At 51.5% G+C, this 20,882-nt stretch carries 24 protein-coding genes; all 24 read left to right on the top strand.

Going from position 1 to position 20,882, the window contains the following annotated elements; translation table 11 throughout:
* Positions 1-53: 53 nt before the first annotated feature.
* Positions 54-434 (top strand): type III secretion apparatus assembly protein SctX, encoded by a 381-nt coding sequence (locus PsAD5_RS00165; protein WP_063290616.1) that lies wholly within the window; start codon positions 54-56, stop codon positions 432-434.
* Positions 435-439: 5 nt separating this feature from the next.
* Entirely contained in the window at positions 440-814 is a 375-nt protein-coding gene (locus PsAD5_RS00170; RefSeq protein WP_057463707.1) for a hypothetical protein, read from the top strand.
* Between the two features lie 233 nt (positions 815-1,047).
* Positions 1,048-1,599 (top strand): hypothetical protein, encoded by a 552-nt coding sequence (locus tag PsAD5_RS00175; RefSeq protein WP_063289322.1) that lies wholly within the window; start codon positions 1,048-1,050, stop codon positions 1,597-1,599.
* A 41-nt stretch (positions 1,600-1,640) separates the two neighbouring features.
* Positions 1,641-2,705, top strand: coding sequence for a hypothetical protein (locus tag PsAD5_RS00180; RefSeq protein WP_063290617.1), 1,065 nt, complete (start codon positions 1,641-1,643; stop codon positions 2,703-2,705).
* 12 nt (positions 2,706-2,717) lie between these two features.
* Positions 2,718-3,704: a hypothetical protein gene (locus tag PsAD5_RS00185; RefSeq protein ID WP_063290618.1), complete on the top strand. Its 987-nt coding sequence runs from the start codon at positions 2,718-2,720 to the stop codon at positions 3,702-3,704.
* Between the two features lie 100 nt (positions 3,705-3,804).
* Complete coding sequence (locus PsAD5_RS00190) at positions 3,805-4,302, top strand: type III secretion system chaperone (protein ID WP_208988421.1); 498 nt, start codon at positions 3,805-3,807, stop codon at positions 4,300-4,302.
* A 56-nt stretch (positions 4,303-4,358) separates the two neighbouring features.
* A complete protein-coding gene (locus PsAD5_RS00195; RefSeq protein WP_057463711.1) occupies positions 4,359-4,826 on the top strand; it encodes a tetratricopeptide repeat protein in 468 nt (155 codons plus the stop codon).
* 45 nt (positions 4,827-4,871) lie between these two features.
* Positions 4,872-5,465 (top strand): hypothetical protein, encoded by a 594-nt coding sequence (locus tag PsAD5_RS00200; RefSeq protein WP_063290620.1) that lies wholly within the window; start codon positions 4,872-4,874, stop codon positions 5,463-5,465.
* Positions 5,462-6,139, top strand: a complete 678-nt coding sequence (locus tag PsAD5_RS00205; protein WP_063290621.1) for a hypothetical protein — start codon at positions 5,462-5,464, stop codon at positions 6,137-6,139. The genes PsAD5_RS00200 and PsAD5_RS00205 overlap by 4 nt, the downstream gene beginning before the upstream one ends.
* Before the next feature lie 235 nt (positions 6,140-6,374).
* Positions 6,375-7,370 (top strand): hypothetical protein, encoded by a 996-nt coding sequence (locus PsAD5_RS00210; RefSeq protein WP_063290622.1) that lies wholly within the window; start codon positions 6,375-6,377, stop codon positions 7,368-7,370.
* Between the two features lie 100 nt (positions 7,371-7,470).
* The gene (gene gspD / locus PsAD5_RS00215; protein ID WP_208988423.1) at positions 7,471-9,738 is read left to right on the top strand and encodes a type II secretion system secretin GspD; all 2,268 of its coding nucleotides are present in this window, start codon (positions 7,471-7,473) and stop codon (positions 9,736-9,738) included.
* A 241-nt stretch (positions 9,739-9,979) separates the two neighbouring features.
* Entirely contained in the window at positions 9,980-10,438 is a 459-nt protein-coding gene (locus tag PsAD5_RS00220; RefSeq protein ID WP_057463715.1) for a type III secretion system chaperone, read from the top strand.
* A 63-nt stretch (positions 10,439-10,501) separates the two neighbouring features.
* Positions 10,502-11,740, top strand: a complete 1,239-nt coding sequence (locus PsAD5_RS00225; RefSeq protein WP_208988424.1) for a hypothetical protein — start codon at positions 10,502-10,504, stop codon at positions 11,738-11,740.
* 23 nt (positions 11,741-11,763) lie between these two features.
* On the top strand, positions 11,764-12,510 hold the full coding sequence (locus PsAD5_RS00230) for a hypothetical protein (protein WP_063290624.1): 747 nt from the start codon (positions 11,764-11,766) through the stop codon (positions 12,508-12,510).
* A 250-nt stretch (positions 12,511-12,760) separates the two neighbouring features.
* Positions 12,761-13,939, top strand: a complete 1,179-nt coding sequence (locus PsAD5_RS00235; protein WP_063290625.1) for a hypothetical protein — start codon at positions 12,761-12,763, stop codon at positions 13,937-13,939.
* A gap of 110 nt (positions 13,940-14,049) precedes the next feature.
* Positions 14,050-14,454, top strand: coding sequence for a hypothetical protein (locus tag PsAD5_RS00240; protein ID WP_057463718.1), 405 nt, complete (start codon positions 14,050-14,052; stop codon positions 14,452-14,454).
* Positions 14,455-14,505: 51 nt separating this feature from the next.
* The gene (locus PsAD5_RS00245) at positions 14,506-14,991 is read left to right on the top strand and encodes a hypothetical protein (protein WP_063290626.1); all 486 of its coding nucleotides are present in this window, start codon (positions 14,506-14,508) and stop codon (positions 14,989-14,991) included.
* A 38-nt stretch (positions 14,992-15,029) separates the two neighbouring features.
* On the top strand, positions 15,030-15,833 hold the full coding sequence (gene sctJ, locus PsAD5_RS00250; protein ID WP_063290627.1) for a type III secretion system inner membrane ring lipoprotein SctJ: 804 nt from the start codon (positions 15,030-15,032) through the stop codon (positions 15,831-15,833).
* 15 nt (positions 15,834-15,848) lie between these two features.
* Positions 15,849-16,577, top strand: a complete 729-nt coding sequence (locus PsAD5_RS00255) for a hypothetical protein (protein ID WP_063290628.1) — start codon at positions 15,849-15,851, stop codon at positions 16,575-16,577.
* On the top strand, positions 16,556-17,203 hold the full coding sequence (gene sctL / locus PsAD5_RS00260) for a type III secretion system stator protein SctL (RefSeq protein ID WP_063290629.1): 648 nt from the start codon (positions 16,556-16,558) through the stop codon (positions 17,201-17,203). Before PsAD5_RS00255 ends, sctL begins: the two co-directional genes overlap by 22 nt.
* Positions 17,203-18,579, top strand: coding sequence for a type III secretion system ATPase SctN (sctN, locus tag PsAD5_RS00265; RefSeq protein WP_063290630.1), 1,377 nt, complete (start codon positions 17,203-17,205; stop codon positions 18,577-18,579). Before sctL ends, sctN begins: the two co-directional genes overlap by 1 nt.
* On the top strand, positions 18,576-19,055 hold the full coding sequence (gene sctO, locus PsAD5_RS00270) for a type III secretion system stalk subunit SctO (protein ID WP_063289307.1): 480 nt from the start codon (positions 18,576-18,578) through the stop codon (positions 19,053-19,055). Before sctN ends, sctO begins: the two co-directional genes overlap by 4 nt.
* Positions 19,052-19,801, top strand: coding sequence for a hypothetical protein (locus PsAD5_RS00275; RefSeq protein WP_063290631.1), 750 nt, complete (start codon positions 19,052-19,054; stop codon positions 19,799-19,801). Before sctO ends, PsAD5_RS00275 begins: the two co-directional genes overlap by 4 nt.
* On the top strand, positions 19,798-20,844 hold the full coding sequence (locus PsAD5_RS00280) for a FliM/FliN family flagellar motor switch protein (RefSeq protein WP_063290632.1): 1,047 nt from the start codon (positions 19,798-19,800) through the stop codon (positions 20,842-20,844). Before PsAD5_RS00275 ends, PsAD5_RS00280 begins: the two co-directional genes overlap by 4 nt.
* The last annotated feature ends 38 nt before the right edge of the window (positions 20,845-20,882 follow it).

Below are 20,882 nucleotides of genomic sequence, written 5' to 3' on the forward strand. Positions count from 1 at the left end.
TCTGGCATGTAAGTCAGGGCTGCGTTTTATTTTGACTGGGTACGGGATTCGGAATGCGGGTTGCATCGATTACAATTGGCGTGAATGAGGTTTCCAACTGGAAGGTTGAAGACCAGGTTCAATTGCCAGAGGGCAAAAAGCTTGCTCCTGTATTTTTGCCAGAAGTGCGGCCCTTAAATGAGGTCTTGTACCGTCCGACACTGGATGAGCGCCTACCTTCTCTTTTATTGCCGGATTTATCTGAAACAGACATTCTTTTGCCGACTGAGTTGAGCGAAATGCGCAAGGAGCTTCAGCGTTTGTTTGCTGCGGCAGCTTTGCGTGAGCAGGGTGAGCGGCAGCGTGTTCTAAAAGGTGTTGCAGACCTGTTGATGGGTGATGTGTTGCTTGATGAAGACCTGCAGGCAGCCCTTGCCATGTTGTTGCAAGGGTGAATTTGATGACAGCGCTCAACAGTCGGCAGCGAGACTTCCTTCTTCTCAGTATCTACATCATGACGCAAAACTGCAAATATGCAGAGGCGCTCACTATGGTGCAGGGTATGATGGTGATGGAAGATCATTCCAAAGACGTGCTTCTGGCTCGCACGGTTCTGCTTTTCCTTCTCAACCGTTTTGACCTTGCGCTCGAAAGTCTGCGGGAGTTGGACCTGTTGGATCCACTTGAGCAGTTTGGTAAGTATACGCGTAGTGATGAGCAGTCCATGCGTCATTACATTCGTGCGCGTTGCCTTTATACGCTCCATGATGCTGATAAGGCTAAGGATGCGATTGATATCTATCTTGGCAACCGCCGGCAGAAACTCTCCCAATAACTCCAGATTGTGATCGAAGGGGAGGGTTTGCTTCCTCCTCTTATGCAGACTGAACTGCCTTTTGTTGGTGGCAGATCAGCCTGTTGGCTGTGCTCACATGTTCGTGATGCATAAAAAATCACTGCACAATGCGTATTGCCTATTCTTGTGTTCTGTTTGGCACAGAACACCTTCTGATTGCGCTCTATTGTTTTCTTAAATGCTGAATTAGTCAGAGATAAAGAAAGGGCGCCATGTCACTTCTCGATATGCCCAAACAGTCACCAGAGCTCTTTGCTGAGACGATTAAAGAGATCGCTGAGCCGCTCGTTGAGCATCTTGATTCACTGGGTTTCAAGGATGAAAAATTCTACCAGTTGATGAAGCAGGGTGTCTCCATATCCGAGATGCTGGGTTTGTCAGAGGAGGAGCTCGCAGCTGTCTATGAGATGGCTCGCCGGAACATCTCCGTCGGTCAGGTCGAGAAGGCGAAGTCGCTCTTTATTATGTTGGTGCAGATTGCTCCGATGGAAGAGCAATACACCTATGGCCTCGCGATGACCTATCAGATTCAGGGCGACGTTCGCATGGCCGTGAAGCTCTATCTGCATTTCATCAGTATGGATGCGACCAACCCGCAGGGGTATCTGCGTCTTGGTGAATGTTTGCTTGCTGCAAAAGAGTACCAGGAAGCTGGTGACGCGTTTGAAGCCGCACTGCGCATGTTTGATGATCCCGTCAAAAATTATGACGACAAGAAGTATGCGCAAACCATGATGAAAAGCGCACGCCAAAAACTGGTCTGACAATAGTTTTGATCTCAATTATTTAAGCATGGAGAATAGATATGGAGCTTCCTAAAGGTCTGGGCCTTGGTCTGAATAGCAACAGTCTGGGCGATATTTTTGATACGACCTCTGAAATGGCTGGCAAGGCTGGTGATGTAAAAGGTGCAGGTAAGATTGGGCCGGGAGCACTTGCATCTGTTGGTGGTACGCCGATGATTGCAACCATTGCGTTTGCGCAGCACATCACGCGTCTTTCAAACAGCCTTACTCAGGTTGGTCCTGAAACTCCGCTGACCACTTCCAGCTTCCAGGATATTGAAGTGCTTGTTGCGTCTGTTCTGGATAAAATGCAGGGCACTCAGGAAGCGGTTGAGAAGAACAAAGTGGGTCTTACCCAAGCGAAGCAGAAAGGTGCTTTGCAGGATAAGGCGATCAAGCTTGAAGAGTCTATCCGCAAGCAGGAAGAAGCTGAGAAGAAGCAAAAAGGTCTCAGCATCTGGCAGAAGATCTCTCTGGCATTTCAGTGGGTTGCTGCGGCAATCTCCATTGTGGCCGGTACAATTCTGGCGGTTATTCCAGGGCTTCAGGTTGTCGGGGCGTTTATGATTGCTGCCGGGGTGGTGCAGCTTGCCATGGCCATTGATGCCACGGTGCAGGCCGCGACTGGCCAAAGTATCGCCGGACACATTGCTGTGGCCGCTGGTGCGGATGAAGAAACCGTCATGAAGGTTGATATTGCCATGAAAGTGGTTGCGGCCGTTGTTGGTATCACTCTGGCTGCTGCGTCCTTCTTTATTCCGGGTGCTCAGGCCGGCAGTGTTGGTGCGATGATCCAGGCGATCTCTTCCATTACTTCCGCGATCATTCAGATCGGTAGTAGTGCCGGTGCGATTGCAGCGGGTGCTGTTTCTTACACAGCTAGCCAGGACGTTGCGCAGTCCAAGGAACTGCAGGCAGATGCCGCTGACCTTGATGCGTTTATCCAGTTGCTCAGTCAGATCATCGATCAGCTGCTCTCCATTTTAACCAAGGCAGGCGAACAGTTCGCTGATGCGTTGGATGGAACCGTGAGTTCCATGAATGAGCGTGCCGATACGCTGGGTAGAACAAAGTTTGCAGGTTAAAAGGAGGTATTTATGTCAGCAACCGTAGGTGCCAGTTACAATCGTGATTATCTGCCGCCCAGTTTCTTTCAGGACGGCAAACTTGCCGTTTCTGAAGAGCGGGCAACGGAGTTCCAGCAGAGCGTAGAAGCGCGTCTGGCAACATTGCCACCAGAGCATCACGGAACATTCCTGTCACTCGTGTCTTTGCCGCAGTTTGCTGCAAGCGCGAATTTTGACAAGGCGACAACGGACGAGGCGCTGGGTCGTCTGGAAGCGGCGACTGTTGCGATCGGTTCTCTCGACAAGGTCGACAGCACAGGCAACCTGTCTCGTCTGATTGCACAGGCTCTTTATAAGTCTGCTGTCAATCAGCGCAATAACGAGCTCGAGTCCCGTTTGATTGCACGTGAGACTGTGAAGACGCAGATGCACGCTCAGGCCGGGAAGAGCCGCGATGCTGCTGAAGAGACCCGTACGGGTGCGATTATCAGTCTTGTTGTGACTGTTGTTTCTTCTGCTGTCTCCATTGTGATGTCAGCAGTTGCGATTGGTAGTGCTGCAAAAGGCCTGGGTGCAGCGAAGAACTCTGCAAATGCCAACTCACAAGCTGGCAAGATGGATGCGAAAGCTGCTGATGTCGGGCCGGGCAAGGGTGGCAAGCTGAATGACTTCTATTCGCAGCGTGCTGGTGATTACCGCGCGCAAGCGAAAGGTTTTGATGCTGTCGCAAGTGCATCCGGATCTCGTGCACAGTCTATCGCGACGATTGGTGGTGTTGCCAACACTTTGGGTAACACGACCTCTCAGGGTGCGAGTGCCTTCACTCAGGCAAACGCAAAAGAAGATGAAGCGATTTCTCAGGAGCTGGCAGCAGCTGCTGAAGAGGTTCGTAAGGAGAATGATCAGGCTGAATCCATCCAGAAAGCTCTGGACGACATCATCCGTGCGATCATTCAGTTCCTGAAAGAATCTCGCGAAATCGAAAACGAACGGGCAGCTGCGATTACTCGCGGTTAAGCCACAAAAGCAGGTGTGCGTTTATTACCCTCAACGCACACCTGTTTTTTCGCGTTTGGCGACTGATTGCTGATCTTGCGCATGTCAGAGAGGATTTCTCGTGTTCTCCTTAAACTTTTCAGGGTGCTTGGATAAGCTCTGGCGAAAGCTGGGATTAGGTGCACCGATTTTCTCCGAGCAGAACACCGCTTCGATGAATGTTGATGGTGTTCAACTCGTGTTTTCTGATGCCCTTGATGGTGGTGGTATTGAAGTCACGACGGTTATTGGCTCACTGAGTGAAACGGTGGGAACCCGAGGCCGACAGATTGAAGATATCCTGCATTTGAATCTGGCCTGCCTGTCGCAGTTCAGAACACTGGCGGTTTTACGCAAGACTGATGATGGCACAGAAGAGCTTGTGCTTTCGGTGAGCTTTCGCGGGTACACAGAACTGGAGAAACTGACCGGACTGGTTGAGGAGCTCTTGTCTGTTGTGAGCCTTTATCAGCCGTTGGTTTCAGCGGACCCAAGTGGTTATCAAGGCAATCCGTTGCTGGGTGCTGCGCAAACCTCTCTTTCTGATGAGCTGGATGGTGCCATGGTGTTTCACCTTTAATGCTGCGCTGCCGCTCCCAAACTTTCTTATTTTCTTAAGCCGTAAAGAGGCACGATATGACTGAGCTCGTTTCAGAACTGGGCAACTCTCCAGAACAAGACATCAAGGCAATCGCAAAAGGCGCAATTGGCCGTAGTCTGGGGCTTACGAAAGATGACATCAATCCAGGTCTGGTGATGGCCAAGGGCTTGATGGATACAGGGCGGACTGAGAAGGCGCTGGAGATCTACACTGGGCTTGTTCTGCTTGAGCCGATCAATGTGGATGTGCAGCTTGGGCTAGCGAATTGTGCAGTGCAGTTGCAGCAGTACACACTTGCTGTGCAGGCAGCTTCCGCTGCAATGGTGCTCGACCCGACCAACCCGCGTCCATACTACTTCTCTGGTGTTGCTTGTCTTGCTTTGGGCCACATTACAGAGGCTAAGGAAGACCTTGAAGACACTTTGACATATGCCAAGGACCGCAAGGATGCCGAGATCCATCAGGCGGCTCAAAAGCTATTGACCGGGCTGAACAACGCCTGAGTTCAACTTACTACACTTACTGAATTTTGAGGCCGGGGATAAACGATGCCGCTCGCACCTGTTACTGACAATACTCCGGCTTCTGCCACCTCCGAAGATCAATCGGGAGAAGCAGATGTCAATCTTGATACTGTTTTTCGCGCTCTCGGTGGTGGGGATGTAAGTGCGCAGGCCGTTCTTGAGGCTATTAAATCCCGGCAGGGGCTGTCTGGTGTTTTGAAGGCTGATGGTAAGCTGGAGAAGGTTCTTTATCAGTTTGCCTATCAGGCTCTGCACCTGCAGCAGAAAGCATCTGCAAAGGAGCAGTTTGAAGTTCTCTGTCTGCTTAATCCAAACAATGTTGAGTATTGGCTTGGGTTGGCGTTGAGCCATGCAGACTGGCCACTTGGCGGGGAGGACGTCAAGAGATCGCTTCGCAAAGCAAAGCTGCTTGATGAGGCACATCCAGCAGTCGCCCTCAGGCTTGCTGAGCATTGTTTGTGGTCACGGGAGCTGGATGAGGCGACTGTGGAACTGGTGCGCTTTTATCAGCTGATGAAGGTGCGGCCTGTTCCTGAGCTTATCGAGTATTCCAAGCGGCTTGCGTTTGCATTGGAGGCGCAGAAAAAATCTGCTGCACGAGACAGTGATGTGTCATGATTGCGACTTCCGGCTATCCACATCTACCCTATGATCTGGGTGAGGATGAGAACGGAGTTGTTGAGCTTGCTGGTCCGACGCAGGTGGAGAAATTCTCCAAGATTTCCGGTGATATAGGGATCCTGTATCGCGAACTGTCGTTTACGGCTGGCTTACTGACATCTGCGCGGAAGGTCGAGAGTGTCAAATCGCTTGGTGCTGGCAGGATGTCAGTCGATCACCAGATTGCGTTGCAGTATGGGACCGAACTGGCGCGGACCAGAGTACTCTCTCAAGACCATCGCTTTGAGTATGAACAGCGGGCGACCCGGACGGTCAATCGCCTGAAGGAAGCTGATCATCTGTATCTCAAATACAGTGCGCAGTTTGATCTGTCTCGCTGGTTTGCCTACGAGAAGCCCAGCCTGACGTTTTCTGACGAGAACCGCATCGGGCTAACAACCTTTGAGGTGGCCTCTTACTCGCCTGTCGATTTGCATGAGTTGATTGCGAAAATCGAGAATCGGTATCATTTGCTGCAACGCCTTTATACGCAGCTTCCTCGGTTGAATGAGCATAAGCGGCGGCCTGGTTATGCTTATGCTTTCATGCTTCTCACAGATGGTGTCCTATCTGCCCTCAAGGCGGCCCTTGCGAAGCGGACTGCTGGTTCTGGGGACGACAGTTCTTCCTAAGGCGGTCTTTAGGTGCCAATCCTACAGCTTGCTTGGGCGCTGATCTCATTCTTCGTGTTTGATCAGAAGGATGTCGCAGGTGTTGTACGTTCAGCACACACATGTAAGTAACGATTTTTTCACTCCGTAATTGTCCCAATAATGTCCATAAGAGGGCGGGTTCTGTGTTTTAAGGCACAACACGACCTCTGGGTTATCTGCGAGATATAGGGAGAGATAATTCAAGGAGTCTGAGATGACTGCAGTTACGCCAATTGGTTCTTCATCTGTATCCAATGCCATTGATAACAGTGCACAGATTGTTCGCCCGGCCGCGAACAAGAGTGTTGAGTCTATTCCGTCTGCCAGTCAGCTCCTCTCAGTCGGGGTGTCGGCAGCGTTCGGTTTGCAGCCACCGCCAGACAGCGGAAATCTGGAAGTGCTGGTCGGGCAGGTTGTTGCCCGGTTTGAGGAAATCCAAACCTCGCTGAAAGAGCAAAATCTGATCGGGCAATCTGAGAAAGTGCGTTCTGCACGCTCTGAGTTGCTACAGGCGCTTGCTTTGCAGGAAGATATTGCAGCCGACATTAAGGCTTTGGACTTGCAGCAGCAGGAACAGGAAGGCCAGTTGTCTGATCTGCAGACCAGCCTTACCTCCAAGCAAGATGAACTGGCAAATCTTCCAGCAACTGTGCCAAGCGATCCAGATGATCCAGATAGCGAACTCGTTCAGGATCCTAAAGAAGTTGCCCGTTTGAATGGTGAGATTGCCCAGATCAATACCTCGATCAGTGAGGTAGAGACTGCGCTTGCTGATACCGTCCAGCAGCTGGACGTCAAACTTGAAGACCTGAGTGAAAGTGATGCGGTGCAATCTTTGCTGCGTACTGCGCTTGAGGAAATGGCTGGTGCGCCGAAGACTGGTGAGATGGACGAATACGGCCAGTCTACCCTGGAAGGTGCTTTGTCGGATGCTGCCAGCAAGCTGAACGGGACTAAGCCTGAGTTTGATGAGCGTCACACCATTATTGAAGAACTGCGCGAGGAAGTGCGTGTGTTTGCTGAGGATCGTGTGAAGGATGAGAAGGCTTTGATGACGCTTCTCCAAGCTGAGTATGCCCTGCGTCTGGTCGGCTTTGTGTCCAGCTCAATCTCCAAATCACTTTCTGTGGCGGAGCAGTCCGTTACTGGTCAGGACACTTCGGATACGACCGGCAGACTTCAGCTGCTTTTAGATAACGGCCGCGTTTAACGTAATCGAATAAAGTTCGGGCAGCACAAGTGCGATAGCCCCGGGTTCGTTTAGCCCCGGGGATCGTGTTGGGCGCTTGTGCTGAACGCATAGGTTTGAAATGATTGGTGCTAAACTAAGTTCAATGCTGCGCAAGACAGCAGGGGTACTTTCTATTTCTTTGATCCTGTTGGGGTGTACCACAACCCAGCCAGCTGATCAGGAATGGGATAATACAGCCCCACCAGCGGGGTTGTCTGACCAGCTTCAGCGGTTCTTTTCAGAAGAGAACCAGCGCGAAAACCATCTTGCCCTTTCAGGTCAACCAAGATTGGCATCCAATACGCGTGGCGTATTGGGCCGTGCGATCAACACCCGTTGGGTGAACAGTGAAAATGCGGAAAAAGGCAGACCCGGCGCGGCTTTCTACTTCAATGATGAAGAAGCTAAGGTTTTGCTTGCAGATTCCCGGCTGAATAACGCCAACCGGCAGGAAATCCGCGTTGCGCAATCCAGTGATGCCAAAGCAACCTCCGATGTGGTGCGCCTGAACTTCCGTGGTGAAACTCTGGAATATTTCATTCAGCAAACGCTGGGTGGGATTTTGCAGGTCAACTATGTGATTGATGAGCCGCTGGAAGGCGCTGTCACGTTCCAGACGGAAAAACCAATTGCCAAAGACCAGATGCTGTCATTGGTTCGTGTGCTTCTGGGCCGCAATGGCTATATTCTGAAACTCATTGATCAGATCTTCCACATTGGCCGTCCTGAAACCATTCAGGCGATTGAGCAGTTTTCTGGTGTTGGGTCTGCGGGCGATCTGAAGCTTCGGATCTTGCCTGTTCGCTCAGCTTCCCCTGGTGATGCGGCGAAGGTTTTGCAGGCTATCCTGCCAGCTGGTGCTTCTGCTGTTGCGGTTGAGGGATCGAACAAGATTGCGGTTCGGGCGCGACCAGAAGATATTGGTGCGGCTGAAGAGTTGGTGAACAGCCTTTACAATCGCGACAATGACAAAACGATTGTGTCTGTGTTGCGCCTGCAGCAAAGCTCAGCAAGTCAGGTTGCCAAGCAGATCACCACACTGTTCCAGCAGCTTTATCCAAACCAGGTCAATTCGCCGCTGACCGTTATTCCGCTTGAGGCGCAGCAGTCTTTGCTTGTGGCTGTGCAGAGCCGCGAGATGTTGCAGCGTGTGCGCCGGATTACGAAGGAAGTGGATTATAATCTTCTGGATACGCCTAAGGTACGGATCATCTCGCTGAAGTATTTGCCTGCAAATGAAATTGCAACGCAGCTCACGCAGATCCTTGCGGGTGAAGGGGGCAGTGGTTCCGTTGCTCCACCAGCTAATGAGCAGAAGCAAAAAGCTCAGAATAATGGCTCTTCCGCCCGCAAGTTCCCAGTCTCTGCTACTGGTGTTTCCGTAAATCCAGGTGGAGATTCAATCAACAACCGCTTTAACAACGCGAATAAGTTGTTTGACGATATTGCTGAGACGCGCGGTGCTAAAGTTGCCGTTGCCAAGAAGGTGGGCATCGTTGCTGATAGCCGGAACAATGCGTTGCTGGTGAACTCAACCTATAAAGAATTCAAGCATATCCGCGACGTTGTGCAAGCACTTGATCTGCCGCTTTCTCAGGTGGTGATTGAGGCGACAATTGCTGAGGTGAACATTAATGACAACCTTTCCTATGGTGTCCAGTGGTACCTGAGTAAAGGCAATTTTGCGGGTGGTGTTGGTACAGTCGCAGAAGGTGCCTCTCGTCCAGCTAGCGCTGGTGGTGCTCTTTCCCTCAATACTGTTGGGGTTGATGTGGTGTTGAAGGCACTTCAAAACATCACCAAGGTGAAGGTGATCTCGTCTCCATATCTGACTGTTCTGGATGGCCGTAAAGCGCGTCTTGTGATTGGCGATCAGGTGCCGTTTGCGTCTCGCAGTCAATCTTCCAGCAATGATGGCAACGTGACTGTGACCAATGAGGTGGATGTAAAAGACACCGGTATTGTTTTGCAGGTTGAGCCGAATATACGTTCCAACAACTCCGTTTTGCTGCAGATTCAGCAGGAGGTGAGTAATGTGGTGCAAAACAAGACTGAATCATCGCTGACACCGACCATTGCAACAAGAACCATCAACTCGGATATCGTTGTTGAATCCGGACGGACCATTTTGCTGGGTGGCCTTATTCAGGAGCGCAAAGAAAAGGGTGAGTCTGGTGTGCCGATCCTGCGCAAGATCCCGGTGTTTGGTGAGCTCTTTAAGGACAATACAACGAATGACACAAAGCGAACTGAGCTGTTGGTGATGATTACACCGCGTGTTGTTCGCAAGCAGTCTGAACTGCAGAACATTACGCAAAAACTGCGCCGTGAGCTGTCTTCTTTCTAAGCTGCTTTGAGCTGACAGATGTGTCCCCTGGAATGCTTCGGTGTTCTGGGGGATTTCTTTTTTAAGTTGTAGGATGGTGAGAGAAATTCATTCTTTCCGTATCTGCTAGGCTTTTGAATAATAAATGAAAAATAATGCGGATTGAGATTGCATCTTATTCAAACTGTATCGTTTAGCACTTTGTGTTTCTTCGTTTTCTGGCAGTGTTGTCTGCAAGAAAGTAAGGAAGCGGAGTACCCCAATGCTCGATAAATTGCTCAATGATGCATGCCAGATATTAGGCGTGAAACCACAAGAAGATGAACAGGATCCATCTATTCGTGTTGTTGACCTAGATGCATTCTCATTGAAATTTAAGCTGGTTACAGACAGTGATCGTATCTGTGTTTCTGCGCGTTTGTGTGAGCTGACAGCGGTGCAGAGAGACCGGATCCTGGAGCTGGTTCTCGTTTACAACACGCAAAGCTTCCAGTCAGGCGGTATGCGTCTGGTGCTGATCGAAAACGATGCGCTGGTCATGCATAATGACCTTCGTGCTGTTGCCTGGGATGCTCAAAAACTTGCCAAGTTTGTGTTGGCATTTGCTGATGTTTCGGCTGGCTGGCTGAAGATTGTTCGTGAAATGGGCGGGTTGGCTGAAAGCGCAGCTGACGATGATGAGCATGACCTGTTTGAACCAGCTTCTCTGATAAGCCTCTAAAAATCCAAGCTCCTTCCATGGGGCTTAAACGTTTCTTTTTCTAAAAATTTAAGACAGTATCCTGTGACTGATCCTGAGGAGGGTGGTTTGGCGGCTGTCGGTATCTGGCGGGCCACAATGACTGAAATCCTCTTTTCTCAAAATGATCGTTACACCAATGTGGTCGCACGCCTTGAGGCTGCTATTTCGGGCAAGTCGGTTCAGGATGCCCGTGTGAGCCTGAACCGAAGTGCGAGCAAAAATGGTGAGGTGCTTTACAAGGCCACAGTCTCTCGTGAAAACGGGGACGGGCTTAGTGAAAAAGTGCTTGGACTTTGCCGCGCTGTGACACACCACACCCGCTTTCTTCAGCATAAAGCAGATCGACCAGAGCAGAAGGTCTCCAACTGGAATGTGTTTTATCAGTTGTTGAGGAATGAGGCTGCGCAGAGCCTCTATGAAGATTCCGTGGATCAACGTCAGGACCTGTTTGATGAGGCCATCAGCTATATCTCCCAGTTTGTTTATGAGGAAGAGAAGAACAACCCAAAGGGGCTGAAGTTCTCCTCCCTCAAGACACTGAGTTCCTATTTGAAGAACCAGGGTGCTGTGACTGTTCTGCCCGAGAACTTCAAGGAAGAGCCAAAGGCGACTGTTGGTGTTTCCAGCGCGTTGCTGATGTCGTCTCTCGGCTTTCAACTGGCGGGTAATCAGATGCGATATGTCAGTGATGATGACTTCCGGTTTTCGTATGCCGGGTTAGGGCGGCGTAATCTGGACGACTATCTGGAGCAACAGCCTTCATCGCCGACGAATAGTAACGACGGCCCGCATGGCGACATTCCTCATCACGGAGAAGGTGTTTGTCCAACGGATACTGTTCAGCCGCCTGCAGAGGTGCCGCATGATGATCAGCCTGCGTTTGAGTCCAGCTTCAACAGCATGAATGAGGCTTCAGCCACTGAACTATCCCTCCAGCAATCGCGTGAGTTGCTTGATGAGAAGGGGGAAGTGGAGACGGGTGGACCTGATGAGGATGAAGCTGTGCGCGAGAAAGCCTATAGCCGCGACAAGCTGAAGACCAAGGCTGCCAAGATTACACCTGTTGGTGAAGAGGGTGATGTTGCGGATGAAGGCGGACACGAAATTCGTGTTGAGGATGCGTTTGCTGGCGCTGAAGATGATGCCGTTGAACGCGAAGTGCAGGAAGCCAAAGTCGCAGAACGCCGGATTAAAGTGCTGTCGTTTGATCGGGATTACCAGACGAAAAACTCACATGCAATTCGCACGGTTCGCAGTGCTTCAACTGCACCAACACAATAACAACAAAAGTGGAATGATGCTTTATGATTGACCTTGTTCTTCCTTCAAGGCCAACACTTAACGATCTGCTGAGTGCGCTTCTCAGTAGTGAACATGATCTGAAAATCCGAAAGTCTGATCTTGTTATTCCTCCGCTGAAAAAGGCGCGGGGACGAACTGAAGATGAGCTTGTCTTTCAAACCAAGCTGGTGAAGCCGCGTGCGTTCAGTCTCTCTCAGCCTCTCTGGAAGATGGTAGGAAAGCTTGGCGTCAGAGGCAGGTTTTTGACTGCAAAAGCAGAGGCATTCGAGCAGCAAGTGCATGATGTTGAAGATGCCGGGACATGGTTTGATTTTGAAGTCCTCATTGAAAATCAGATCAAAGCGCATGATTGCGATGTGGTTGAGTATATGAAGGAGATTATTCAGCAGACATTTGGTGATGGTGGACCATCAGAGATAGCTTTGAGTCTCGGCGAGCTCACACGCATTAATGCTATTGTCATTGATGTACTCCCATCAGCTCCGGTCTTTTCAATCGCAGCAAAAATGTTTGATGAGGCGGAAGAGAAGATCGAGCTTGGGTTGGTGTACCTCGTGCGGACCAGTGGCTGTGTTCAGGACGAAACCTCTGATGAGGTTCTGGCTGAAATCATGATCAAAACGTTCGGATCTGCAGATAAGCAGAATATCTCTGCCTCTAACGATCAGATACGCAGCTTTAATGAGCAAATGCGGGTTTGGGAAGAGCTTGAGATGAGAGCAATTGCCCGCCAGATGGCAGTTGCTTAGTTCCTGCTTCTTGCATGCCATTTATTTCTGAGAGGCCGGTTCTGTTGGATCGGCCTTTGTGCTGTTTGGCACTTAACGCTAAGTTATTGAGATAACGAAGAATAATCAAATCGTGTTCTGATGCTTTTTCTGCAGGAAATGTCCGTGGCTGTGACCAACGGCACTCAGCTACGTGTCTCAAACGTGCATTCTAAATTCAAGAATTTACAGGTAACGAGCCGTTCGAGGCTTATGGAATGCGGAGGTAAGAATGACCGGAATTAGCTTTTCCAGTAGTAGCCAATTATCTGATGTTTTGGCGCAGATTGATCACCCGGCGAACAGGGACTTCGTTAAAGACAATGCGCAGGTTCGTGTTACTGGTGGTGAGTTCAGAGATGGCGAAACCATCTACAGCGCAGAGACAAAGGATGGAAGCAGTAAGGTTTCCAAGGCAAGTTTGGCCAAGCTGACTGGGGGCAAACTGTTTGGGAATGCGTTGCAAACCCACGACAAAAAGCTGAACAACTGGCATGTCTTTACACAATTGGCAAAGAATGAGATCTCTGCTGGTTTGGAAAAAGGTGGGCTCCAAAACCATCAGGCGAAAACTGGTGATATTCTGGCAGCAGCCTTTGAGAAGGTTCAAAGCAATCCGACATATCACAGCAATGATGTGCGTTTCGGAGCATTGCAAGAATTGAGCACAACGATCAATACGTTGGTTAGCGAGGCTTTGTCGGATGCCAGTGTGTACGATGAAATCTCAGTCAATCCTGGCGGTGGTCGCTTCATTGATCGGGATGGTGCTGTTGTTCTGCCTAACTCACTTTACGGCTCAGCTTACTCTGATGTGTCGGGTGACGGATATAGCTTGCTTGGCGGGGAAGGTGTGCCTGACGAAGAAGAGTATGCAACTGTTCGCTTTGAAGGCGATCTGAATAAGCCAGAGCTTGGGGATCAGCAGTATGCTGCTGTAAACAAGCGTGGCGGTGACAAAGAAGGCGCGCCGATCCTTAAGCATTACACGCCAAATCAGTTGCGAGAAGCCGCAGCAAATGAGCGTAGGGAAGCTGCGGGCGTTCTGGCTGATATCGATCGTCAGGCCATCGAGAATGAAAATCCATACAACAGGCTAAACTTCAACACTGGACCGTTGGCGGAGCCGGGCAGTTTCCTGCTTGATGAGACTTACGCGACTATAGATCAGTCTCAGGCAGATTCTCGCTGGGGAGAGAAGGTGAGCACTGTGAACAATGAACCGCTCTACGTAAATTCAGGGGTGGAGAGTGCTGTAGAGAACAGCAGTGAGTATTCTGATGTGCTTCTTGGTGATGATCAGGCGATCTACGGAAATCTAACGAGGGACGGAAGACCGGCTCCATTGCCCAAGCCAGCAGCTGGTGACATTCCACCAGTTCCGCCAAAGCGGGATGCCTCTCTTCAATAATCGTTAGGTTTGAATAGCGAAATCTATTCGATCAACTGACAACAAGAATTCGTATGCGGCTTGCTCTTTGAATCTAGCAGGTCGCATGCAAGCTTTGGAGTGAGGGTGGAATGAACGCAGAAGATTTTGATAGTGAAACCGTAAAGGTGCTCGCGGAGCTTGGTTTTATTGCTGTCTCCTATGGTCTTGCAGAACATGCTGACTCCATTTTCAAAGCGTTTCAGGTGATGCGACCGGATCAGGAGGCAGGACCTCTGGGCCGAAGCCTTGCTGCAATGACGCGCGGCAATGTGGATGAAGCCTTGCTCTGTCTGGAAAACGCACCGCCGACAGATACCATCCAGACGTATCGCGGACTGGCGCTGCTGCGTAAGGGCGAGATTGATACGGCCTGCGAAATCCTGAGCGAAGTTTGTGAGATGGCAGCTGGTACGCCGTGCGCGGAAATTGCTGCGCAGGCTCTGTCCTCCAGAGACGAACTCGCCAGTCCAGTAAGCGCGATGATGTCCCGTTAAGGGGCGTCCGGCTCAGTTTACCTTAGTTTCAGTAATACGTGAGGAGCATTCATGGCAACAGTATTGGACAGCGCACTCACCTCTCAACTGCAGCAGGCGTTGCAGGGCGGAGCCCCGTCAACCGTTGGTTCAACAGGCGATGTTACCGGTCTTGAGGACCAGTTCCAGACAGCACTCAATGCTGCCGGGGGCGTGCAACCGCCTGTGGCCGGGCAAATCGTAAATGGCAATGTGGTCATTGGCGGAGTGGAGCAAGTTAATGCTGCCCAGAACGTGGCAGCTGTTTCAGCACCAACACAAATCGCTTCCGTCAATCCGACGGACAGTAACTTCGTTATTGACGGGTTGGCCAAGGTCAGGGGTGTTTTTGCCGAGACCAGTTCCAACATCAATGCAATTTCTGAAGGTGGCAAACTCAGTCACTTTGACAAGCTGATCAACATGCAGATCGAAGTGGCGAACTACTCTTTGCTGGTTGATGTGAGCTCGAAAATTGCAGGCAAAACCACGCAAGGTTTGGACGCTTTGATGCGTTGATTAAGACTGCGCATTCAGTAGGTATAGTGAAAGTCTAAATGAATATTCGGCGTTTTATTACAATTGTGGGCATGGTGATTGGTTTGGCCGCCTGCAACACAGATCTTTACACCAACCTCTCTGAGCAGGAGGCAAACACCATGCTCAGCCTGCTGCTGGAAAATGGTGTGTCTGCTCAGAAAGTTGGTCTGGGAGATGGTCTTGTCACCTTGCAGGTGGATGACGACGATATTCAGCGTGCCGTCACAATTTTGAATGCGAATGGCTTGCCGAAACGTACGCGTGACACGCTCGGTCAGGTCTTCCAGAAATCTGGCATTATCTCCTCGCCATTTGAAGAGCGTATTCGCTTTATCTACGCGTTAAGTGAGGAAGTGGCTGAGACCATTACCGAGATCGATGGTATTGTTTCTGCTCGCGTTCACATCGTTTTGCCGGAAAAGGCGGATCTTGGCGAAGAGGTGAAGCCTTCTTCTGCTGCGATCTTCATCAAGCATCGCCCAGAGTTTGATATTGAATTTCTGATCCCTCAGATCAAGCGCTTGGTCAGTAATGCGATTGAGGGTGTTGAATATGCCAGCGTTTCTGTTGCGCTTGTTCCAGCACGTGAGCTGAAGCCAATCTCACAGCGCTCAGCGCAAGAGTATGAGGCCGTGTTCCCGGGCTTACGCATTGCACGCGATGATGCCGGTATGTTCTGGCAGATCCTTGGCGCCGTGGGTGTCGTGCTGCTGCTGTTGATTGGTGGCGTTGGCTATTTGCTGTTCAAGCAGATCAGCTCCGGCAGCAAAAAAGCCAAGGGTGGAGACGACGACGAGCTTCTGCCTGAAGAACTTGCTTAGTAGCAGGGGACTGGCATGATGACAGGCACTCCACATCACTCCGCAGTCTGGCCGCTTCAGGCCAGACTTGCTGCGTCTTTGCTGAACCCTCTTTCCTTTGCGCATGATGACCACCTGACAGCTGCCGGCCTTGAGTTGAACGTGCTGCGTGGTCTGGCTGGGCAGGAGGATTTTCAGAGGCCTTTGAACACGCATGTCTCGCAAAAGCTTGGGCTTACTGCGCTTGCTGCTGATGTGGCGGTCACGCCAACTCTGGCAGTCTCAGAGCAGGCCCGGCTTGCACTGATGTTGTGCAGTTTGGGTGCTGAAGACTTTGGCGGCGTTATGCGCATCATTGCGATTGCCAGACTTCATGAAATGATCGGGCGCCTTGTGCTGAAGAATGATTGCCAGCGTATGGAAGCTCTGTTTGGTGAAGAGGTCTTTGATATCGCCATTCGCGATGTAGCGTTCTTCTTCAGTTCGCTTGGCTACGAAAGTGAGAATGATGAGGCATTCCATCATCTATGCCGCGGAAGTGATGAAGAGGCTTTGCAGGCGCTGACACTTGTTGGTGCCGAGGGCATTTTGGCTTTCGTCAATGCTGTTGATGCGAAACTTGAGCCGCTTGTTCGTCTTCGCTTTTCCAATGAACTCAACGAAAAACTTAGCGCTCGTTTGCAGGTGATGCGAGCAGAGCAGCAAGAGCATTTTGTCCAGTATTTGCGTCGGAGATTGCCACAATGGCGAGCATTTATAGACTGAAAGAGCTGGGCGCAAACCTGACGCCAGGCACGCACATCATCAAGGAAGCTGAATTTGCTTCCGTTGAAACAGCTGACCAGATCATTGCAAATGCGCAGCGCAAGGCAGAGGAAATTCTGCAGGATGCGACGCGCGTTTATGAAGAACAACAAAAGCAGGGCTATGAAGATGGTGTGCGTAAAGCTCAGTCTGAAGCCTGTGAACGCATCCTTGGTGAGCAAGAACTGCTCGACACGCGCCTGCGTGACGTGGAGCATGATGTTGTCACGGTGACCATCACGCTGTTGCGTCGGTTGCTGGATGAGTTTGATGATGCTGAGCGCGTTCGCCTGATGGCCCGTAGTATGCTGAAATCACTGCGAGCTGAAAAACGTGTGCGGTTGCATGTTGCACCAGAAATGTATTCCCAAGCGATGGCCATGAGTGGTGCGATCACTGATGGTTTCAAGCAGGTCGAGTTTCTTGAGATTGTCGAGGATGGCGACTTGCAGGGGGCTCACATTGTACTGGACGCACCTGTTGGCCGCGTTGATGGCAACTTGCAGGTTCGGCTGGAGGAAATTGAAGAGATCCTGCGTCGCACCTCATCTGCTCAAGCACCCTCCAAGCGATTGTCGGAGGTGTAATGGCATCTCTCATTGAACCTGCTGAGCATGTTGAAGGCCGTCGCAACCAGATTGGGTCCGGGGTGCCGCGGCTTGGTCGTGCTCTTGTCAAAGCTGCCACGGATGTTGACCCTTATCCGCTGACAGGCCGTGTCCGCAAAGTGGTGGGTACACTCATCCATGCAGTGGTGCCAAAGGTGGAAATTGGCGAAATTGCTGAGCTTTACACGCGCTCAACAGGTCGCAAACTTATGGCAGAAGTGGTTGGGTTTCATGATGATGAAGCGCTGCTGTCTCCCATTGGCGAGCTTTATGGCGTAGGGCCGGATACCGAAGTTCGTCCGACGGGGCATGTGCAATCTGTTCCTGTTGGTGATGGGTTGCTTGGCCGCGTTCTGGATGGCATGGGCAACTTTATTGATGGGCTGGACCGGGAGTTTACGCCTGCAACGCATTATCCGGTCAACCAGGAACCGCCGGATCCTATGCAGCGCCGGATTATCGACAAACCGCTGCCAATGGGTGTGCGTGCCATTGATGGCATGCTGACCACCGGCGAAGGCCAGCGTATGGGCATTTTTGCGTCTGCTGGTGGTGGTAAGTCCACGTTGATGGCGATGTTGGTGAAGGGCGCCGCTGTTGATGTGACCGTGCTGGCGCTGATTGGTGAACGTGGCCGAGAGGTGCGCGAATTCATCGAGCATGATCTTGGTCCTGAGGGGATGAAGAAGTCCGTTGTGGTTGTTGCCACTTCTGACAAGAGTTCCCTGGAACGTTCGAAAGCAGCGTTTGTTGCAACCTCGATTGCAGAGTACTTCCGCGATCAGGGCAAGCGCGTGCTGTTGCTGATGGATTCCGTGACCCGCTTTGCACGTGCGCAGCGTGAGATTGGCCTTGCTGTTGGTGAGCCGCCGACCCGCCGTGGTTTCCCGCCTTCTGTTTTTGCCACGCTGCCGCGCCTGATGGAGCGTGCAGGGATGAATGATAAAGGCTCGATCACTGCGTTCTATACGGTGCTGATGGAGGGCGATGATATGAACGAGCCGGTTTCGGATGAGACCCGCTCCATTCTGGATGGGCATATTGTGCTGTCGCGCAAGCTGGCAGCGGGCAACCATTATCCTGCTATTGATATTCTGAATTCCAAGAGCCGCGTGATGACAGCGGTTACCACGCCTGAACATCGAGAGATGTCTGGCAAGGTGAACTCGTTGCTGGCGAAATATGAAGAGGTTGAGCTTCTAGTGCAGATTGGTGAGTACCAGAAGGGGGCTGATGCTGAGGCTGATCTGGCGATTGCTAAGAACAAGCCGATCAAAGAATTTCTGCAGCAGCGTACTGATGAGTTCAATGGCTTTGATGAGGCCTTGAGCAAATTGAAGAGCACTGTTGCGTGATCAACCAAATCAAAAAACTTCATCTCGTCAAAACACTTAAGGAGCAAAAAGCTCAACGGACGCTCAACGCTGAGCTGGAGAAAGTTCGGCGTGCCAAAGAGCAGCTGGAGCACAAGCGGCAAGTTGCGGCAGATGAACGTGCTGCGCTGCCAGCCAAGCAGGATGCGCTTTATCTGGAGATCATTAAGAAGGTCATTTCAACGGATGATCTCGATAAAGTGAAAGAACAGGCGCAGATCCTTGAAAGTGCGGTCAAAAAGCTGGAGGACGCAGCGGAACGCGCGGCCTATGTTTATGATCGTGCGCTTAAAAATGCGGATGCTGCCCGCCTTGAGTATCAAAAAGCACTTCGCATCAAAGATAAGTATGGAAAGGTTGCGGATGATCTTCGGGTTGAGACCAATGCCTTAATGGAGGCTGCGGAGGAGCAGGAGATCGAGGAGCAGTTTTCCGGGCGAAGGCAAGTGGAATTATGAAAGTTTCTCAGGGTTCGCAGCCACTTGAGCAGCAGCAAAATCTTGAAAATATACGTGGTAAGCAACCTCGTGAGCATGGCAAAACGTCTGGCAAGCAGCAGGGCAACAAATTTTCCGAGGGGTTGAACCGGCAGGATGTCAGCTTGTTTCAGGAACAGTTACGCAGCGCTGAAGGCAAGTCTGTTCCGGTTCATGGAAAGGGTGCTTTTCAGGAGGAGGGCGAAGGTTCCGAGCAGGGCCAGACTGACCCGCTTGACTTGAGCCATGCCCGGTTGCTGGCCGCGTCTGATCCCGCTGAAGCCCGCAGTATTTCCGTTTCCAATCCGTCCGAGCTGTTCAGCTCCGTGCGTCAGGCGAGTACTGAAGCACGTGTCGATAAGGCGATGAGCGCGATTGCGAACCAGATTGAACAGGCTATGCGCACAGAGGCCATGGCAGACAAAAGCGATGGACGCGTCTTGAGCCTGACCCTTGATGCCAACCGGTTTGGCCTTGCGGGACTGAAAGTTATGACAACACAAGGCGGTCTGGCTGTTGTGCTGGAGCGCGTGAGTGGTGACCGGGTTGCTGGTGAAGTGCAGGCCGCAGCGCAGGGGCTCATGAGCACTTTGCAGCAGCGGTTTCCTGACCGGAAAATTCGCATTCTTGATCGACTGGAACAGCAGGAGATTGAAAGTGTTGATGCTGGTTCGTCTTCAATGGGAGGTCTGTCCTCCATCTTTGCGGGGAACAGCACGAGCTCATGACATCCTTGAATTATCAATCCAAAACAGACCCGTTGGCCTACTGGAACGCAGCTTTGAGCTATGCGGAGCAGGACATTACGGTTGAGAGCACGCACACGCTGAACTTTCAGGTGAGTGAAGCGCCTTCCGCTTTTGCGCAAGGGAGTGTGCTGCGCAGTGCATCTGGTGCAACAGCTCTGCTGGTGCTTGAGGACTTTCCGTTTGCTGCACAACTGAATGTACCGCTCGCTTATGCGGATGTTCTTGAGCTGGAAGACGGACTTCGCAATGCTCTGGTTGAAGGCATTGTTTCTAACTTGCGCAATGAATTGCCCGCTGATTTTACGAAGATCCAGAGCGAGCTGCCGTTGCAGGCTGTATCTGCCTTGTTGCCAGCGCGTGACTTGGAGCAACTGAGTTGGTTTGCTGTCCGGTATGGCGAAATTGGCGGTGCTCCTGTGCTGGCCAAAGTTGGTGTGCGGCCTGACGCGCTCTCCGGTTTTCTTGGAGATTTGCCGCTGACCGCGCAGCCTGCGTGGCGCGCGGTGCGTGAACAGTTGAACACCTCCATCTGCCTGACGCTGTGTGAAGCGCCGTTGCCAACCGCTGAGGTTTCCAGTCTGCGCATTGGGGATCTGGTGGTGCTGGATGCGCCTGCGCTGGGGCAACGGATCACTGTGGACGGGCCGCTGAGCCGGCATTATCTGGTGCTGGTTGAGCAGGGATGGGGCTGCGAACGAATTGAGAGTGTGAACGGTATGAGTGAGTTAACCGAAGAAGCGAATGCAGAGCAGGTGAGTGGTGCTGAGGAAATCGGCTCCATTGATCTGTCGCAGATGACAGTGCCTGTGCGGTTTGAAGTTGATGAGCGCGAGATCTCTATTGCCGAGCTGGAAAGCTGGGCGGCGGGATCGCTGGTGAACATTGATGTGCCTGCGCTCAATGAAGAGACACCGGTTTATGTGCGAGCTGCGGGCAAGCGCATTGCCAAGGGGCATCTGGTGCAGATTGATGAGCGGGTCGCACTGCGCATTTCAAAAACTGACCGGGGCACCGGCCTTTAAAACTGCTTTCGGTCACGCCAAAGCCTAACATAACCAGA

Source organism: Pseudovibrio sp. Ad5, from assembly GCF_001623095.1.
In the GTDB taxonomy this organism is placed as follows: domain Bacteria; phylum Pseudomonadota; class Alphaproteobacteria; order Rhizobiales; family Stappiaceae; genus Pseudovibrio.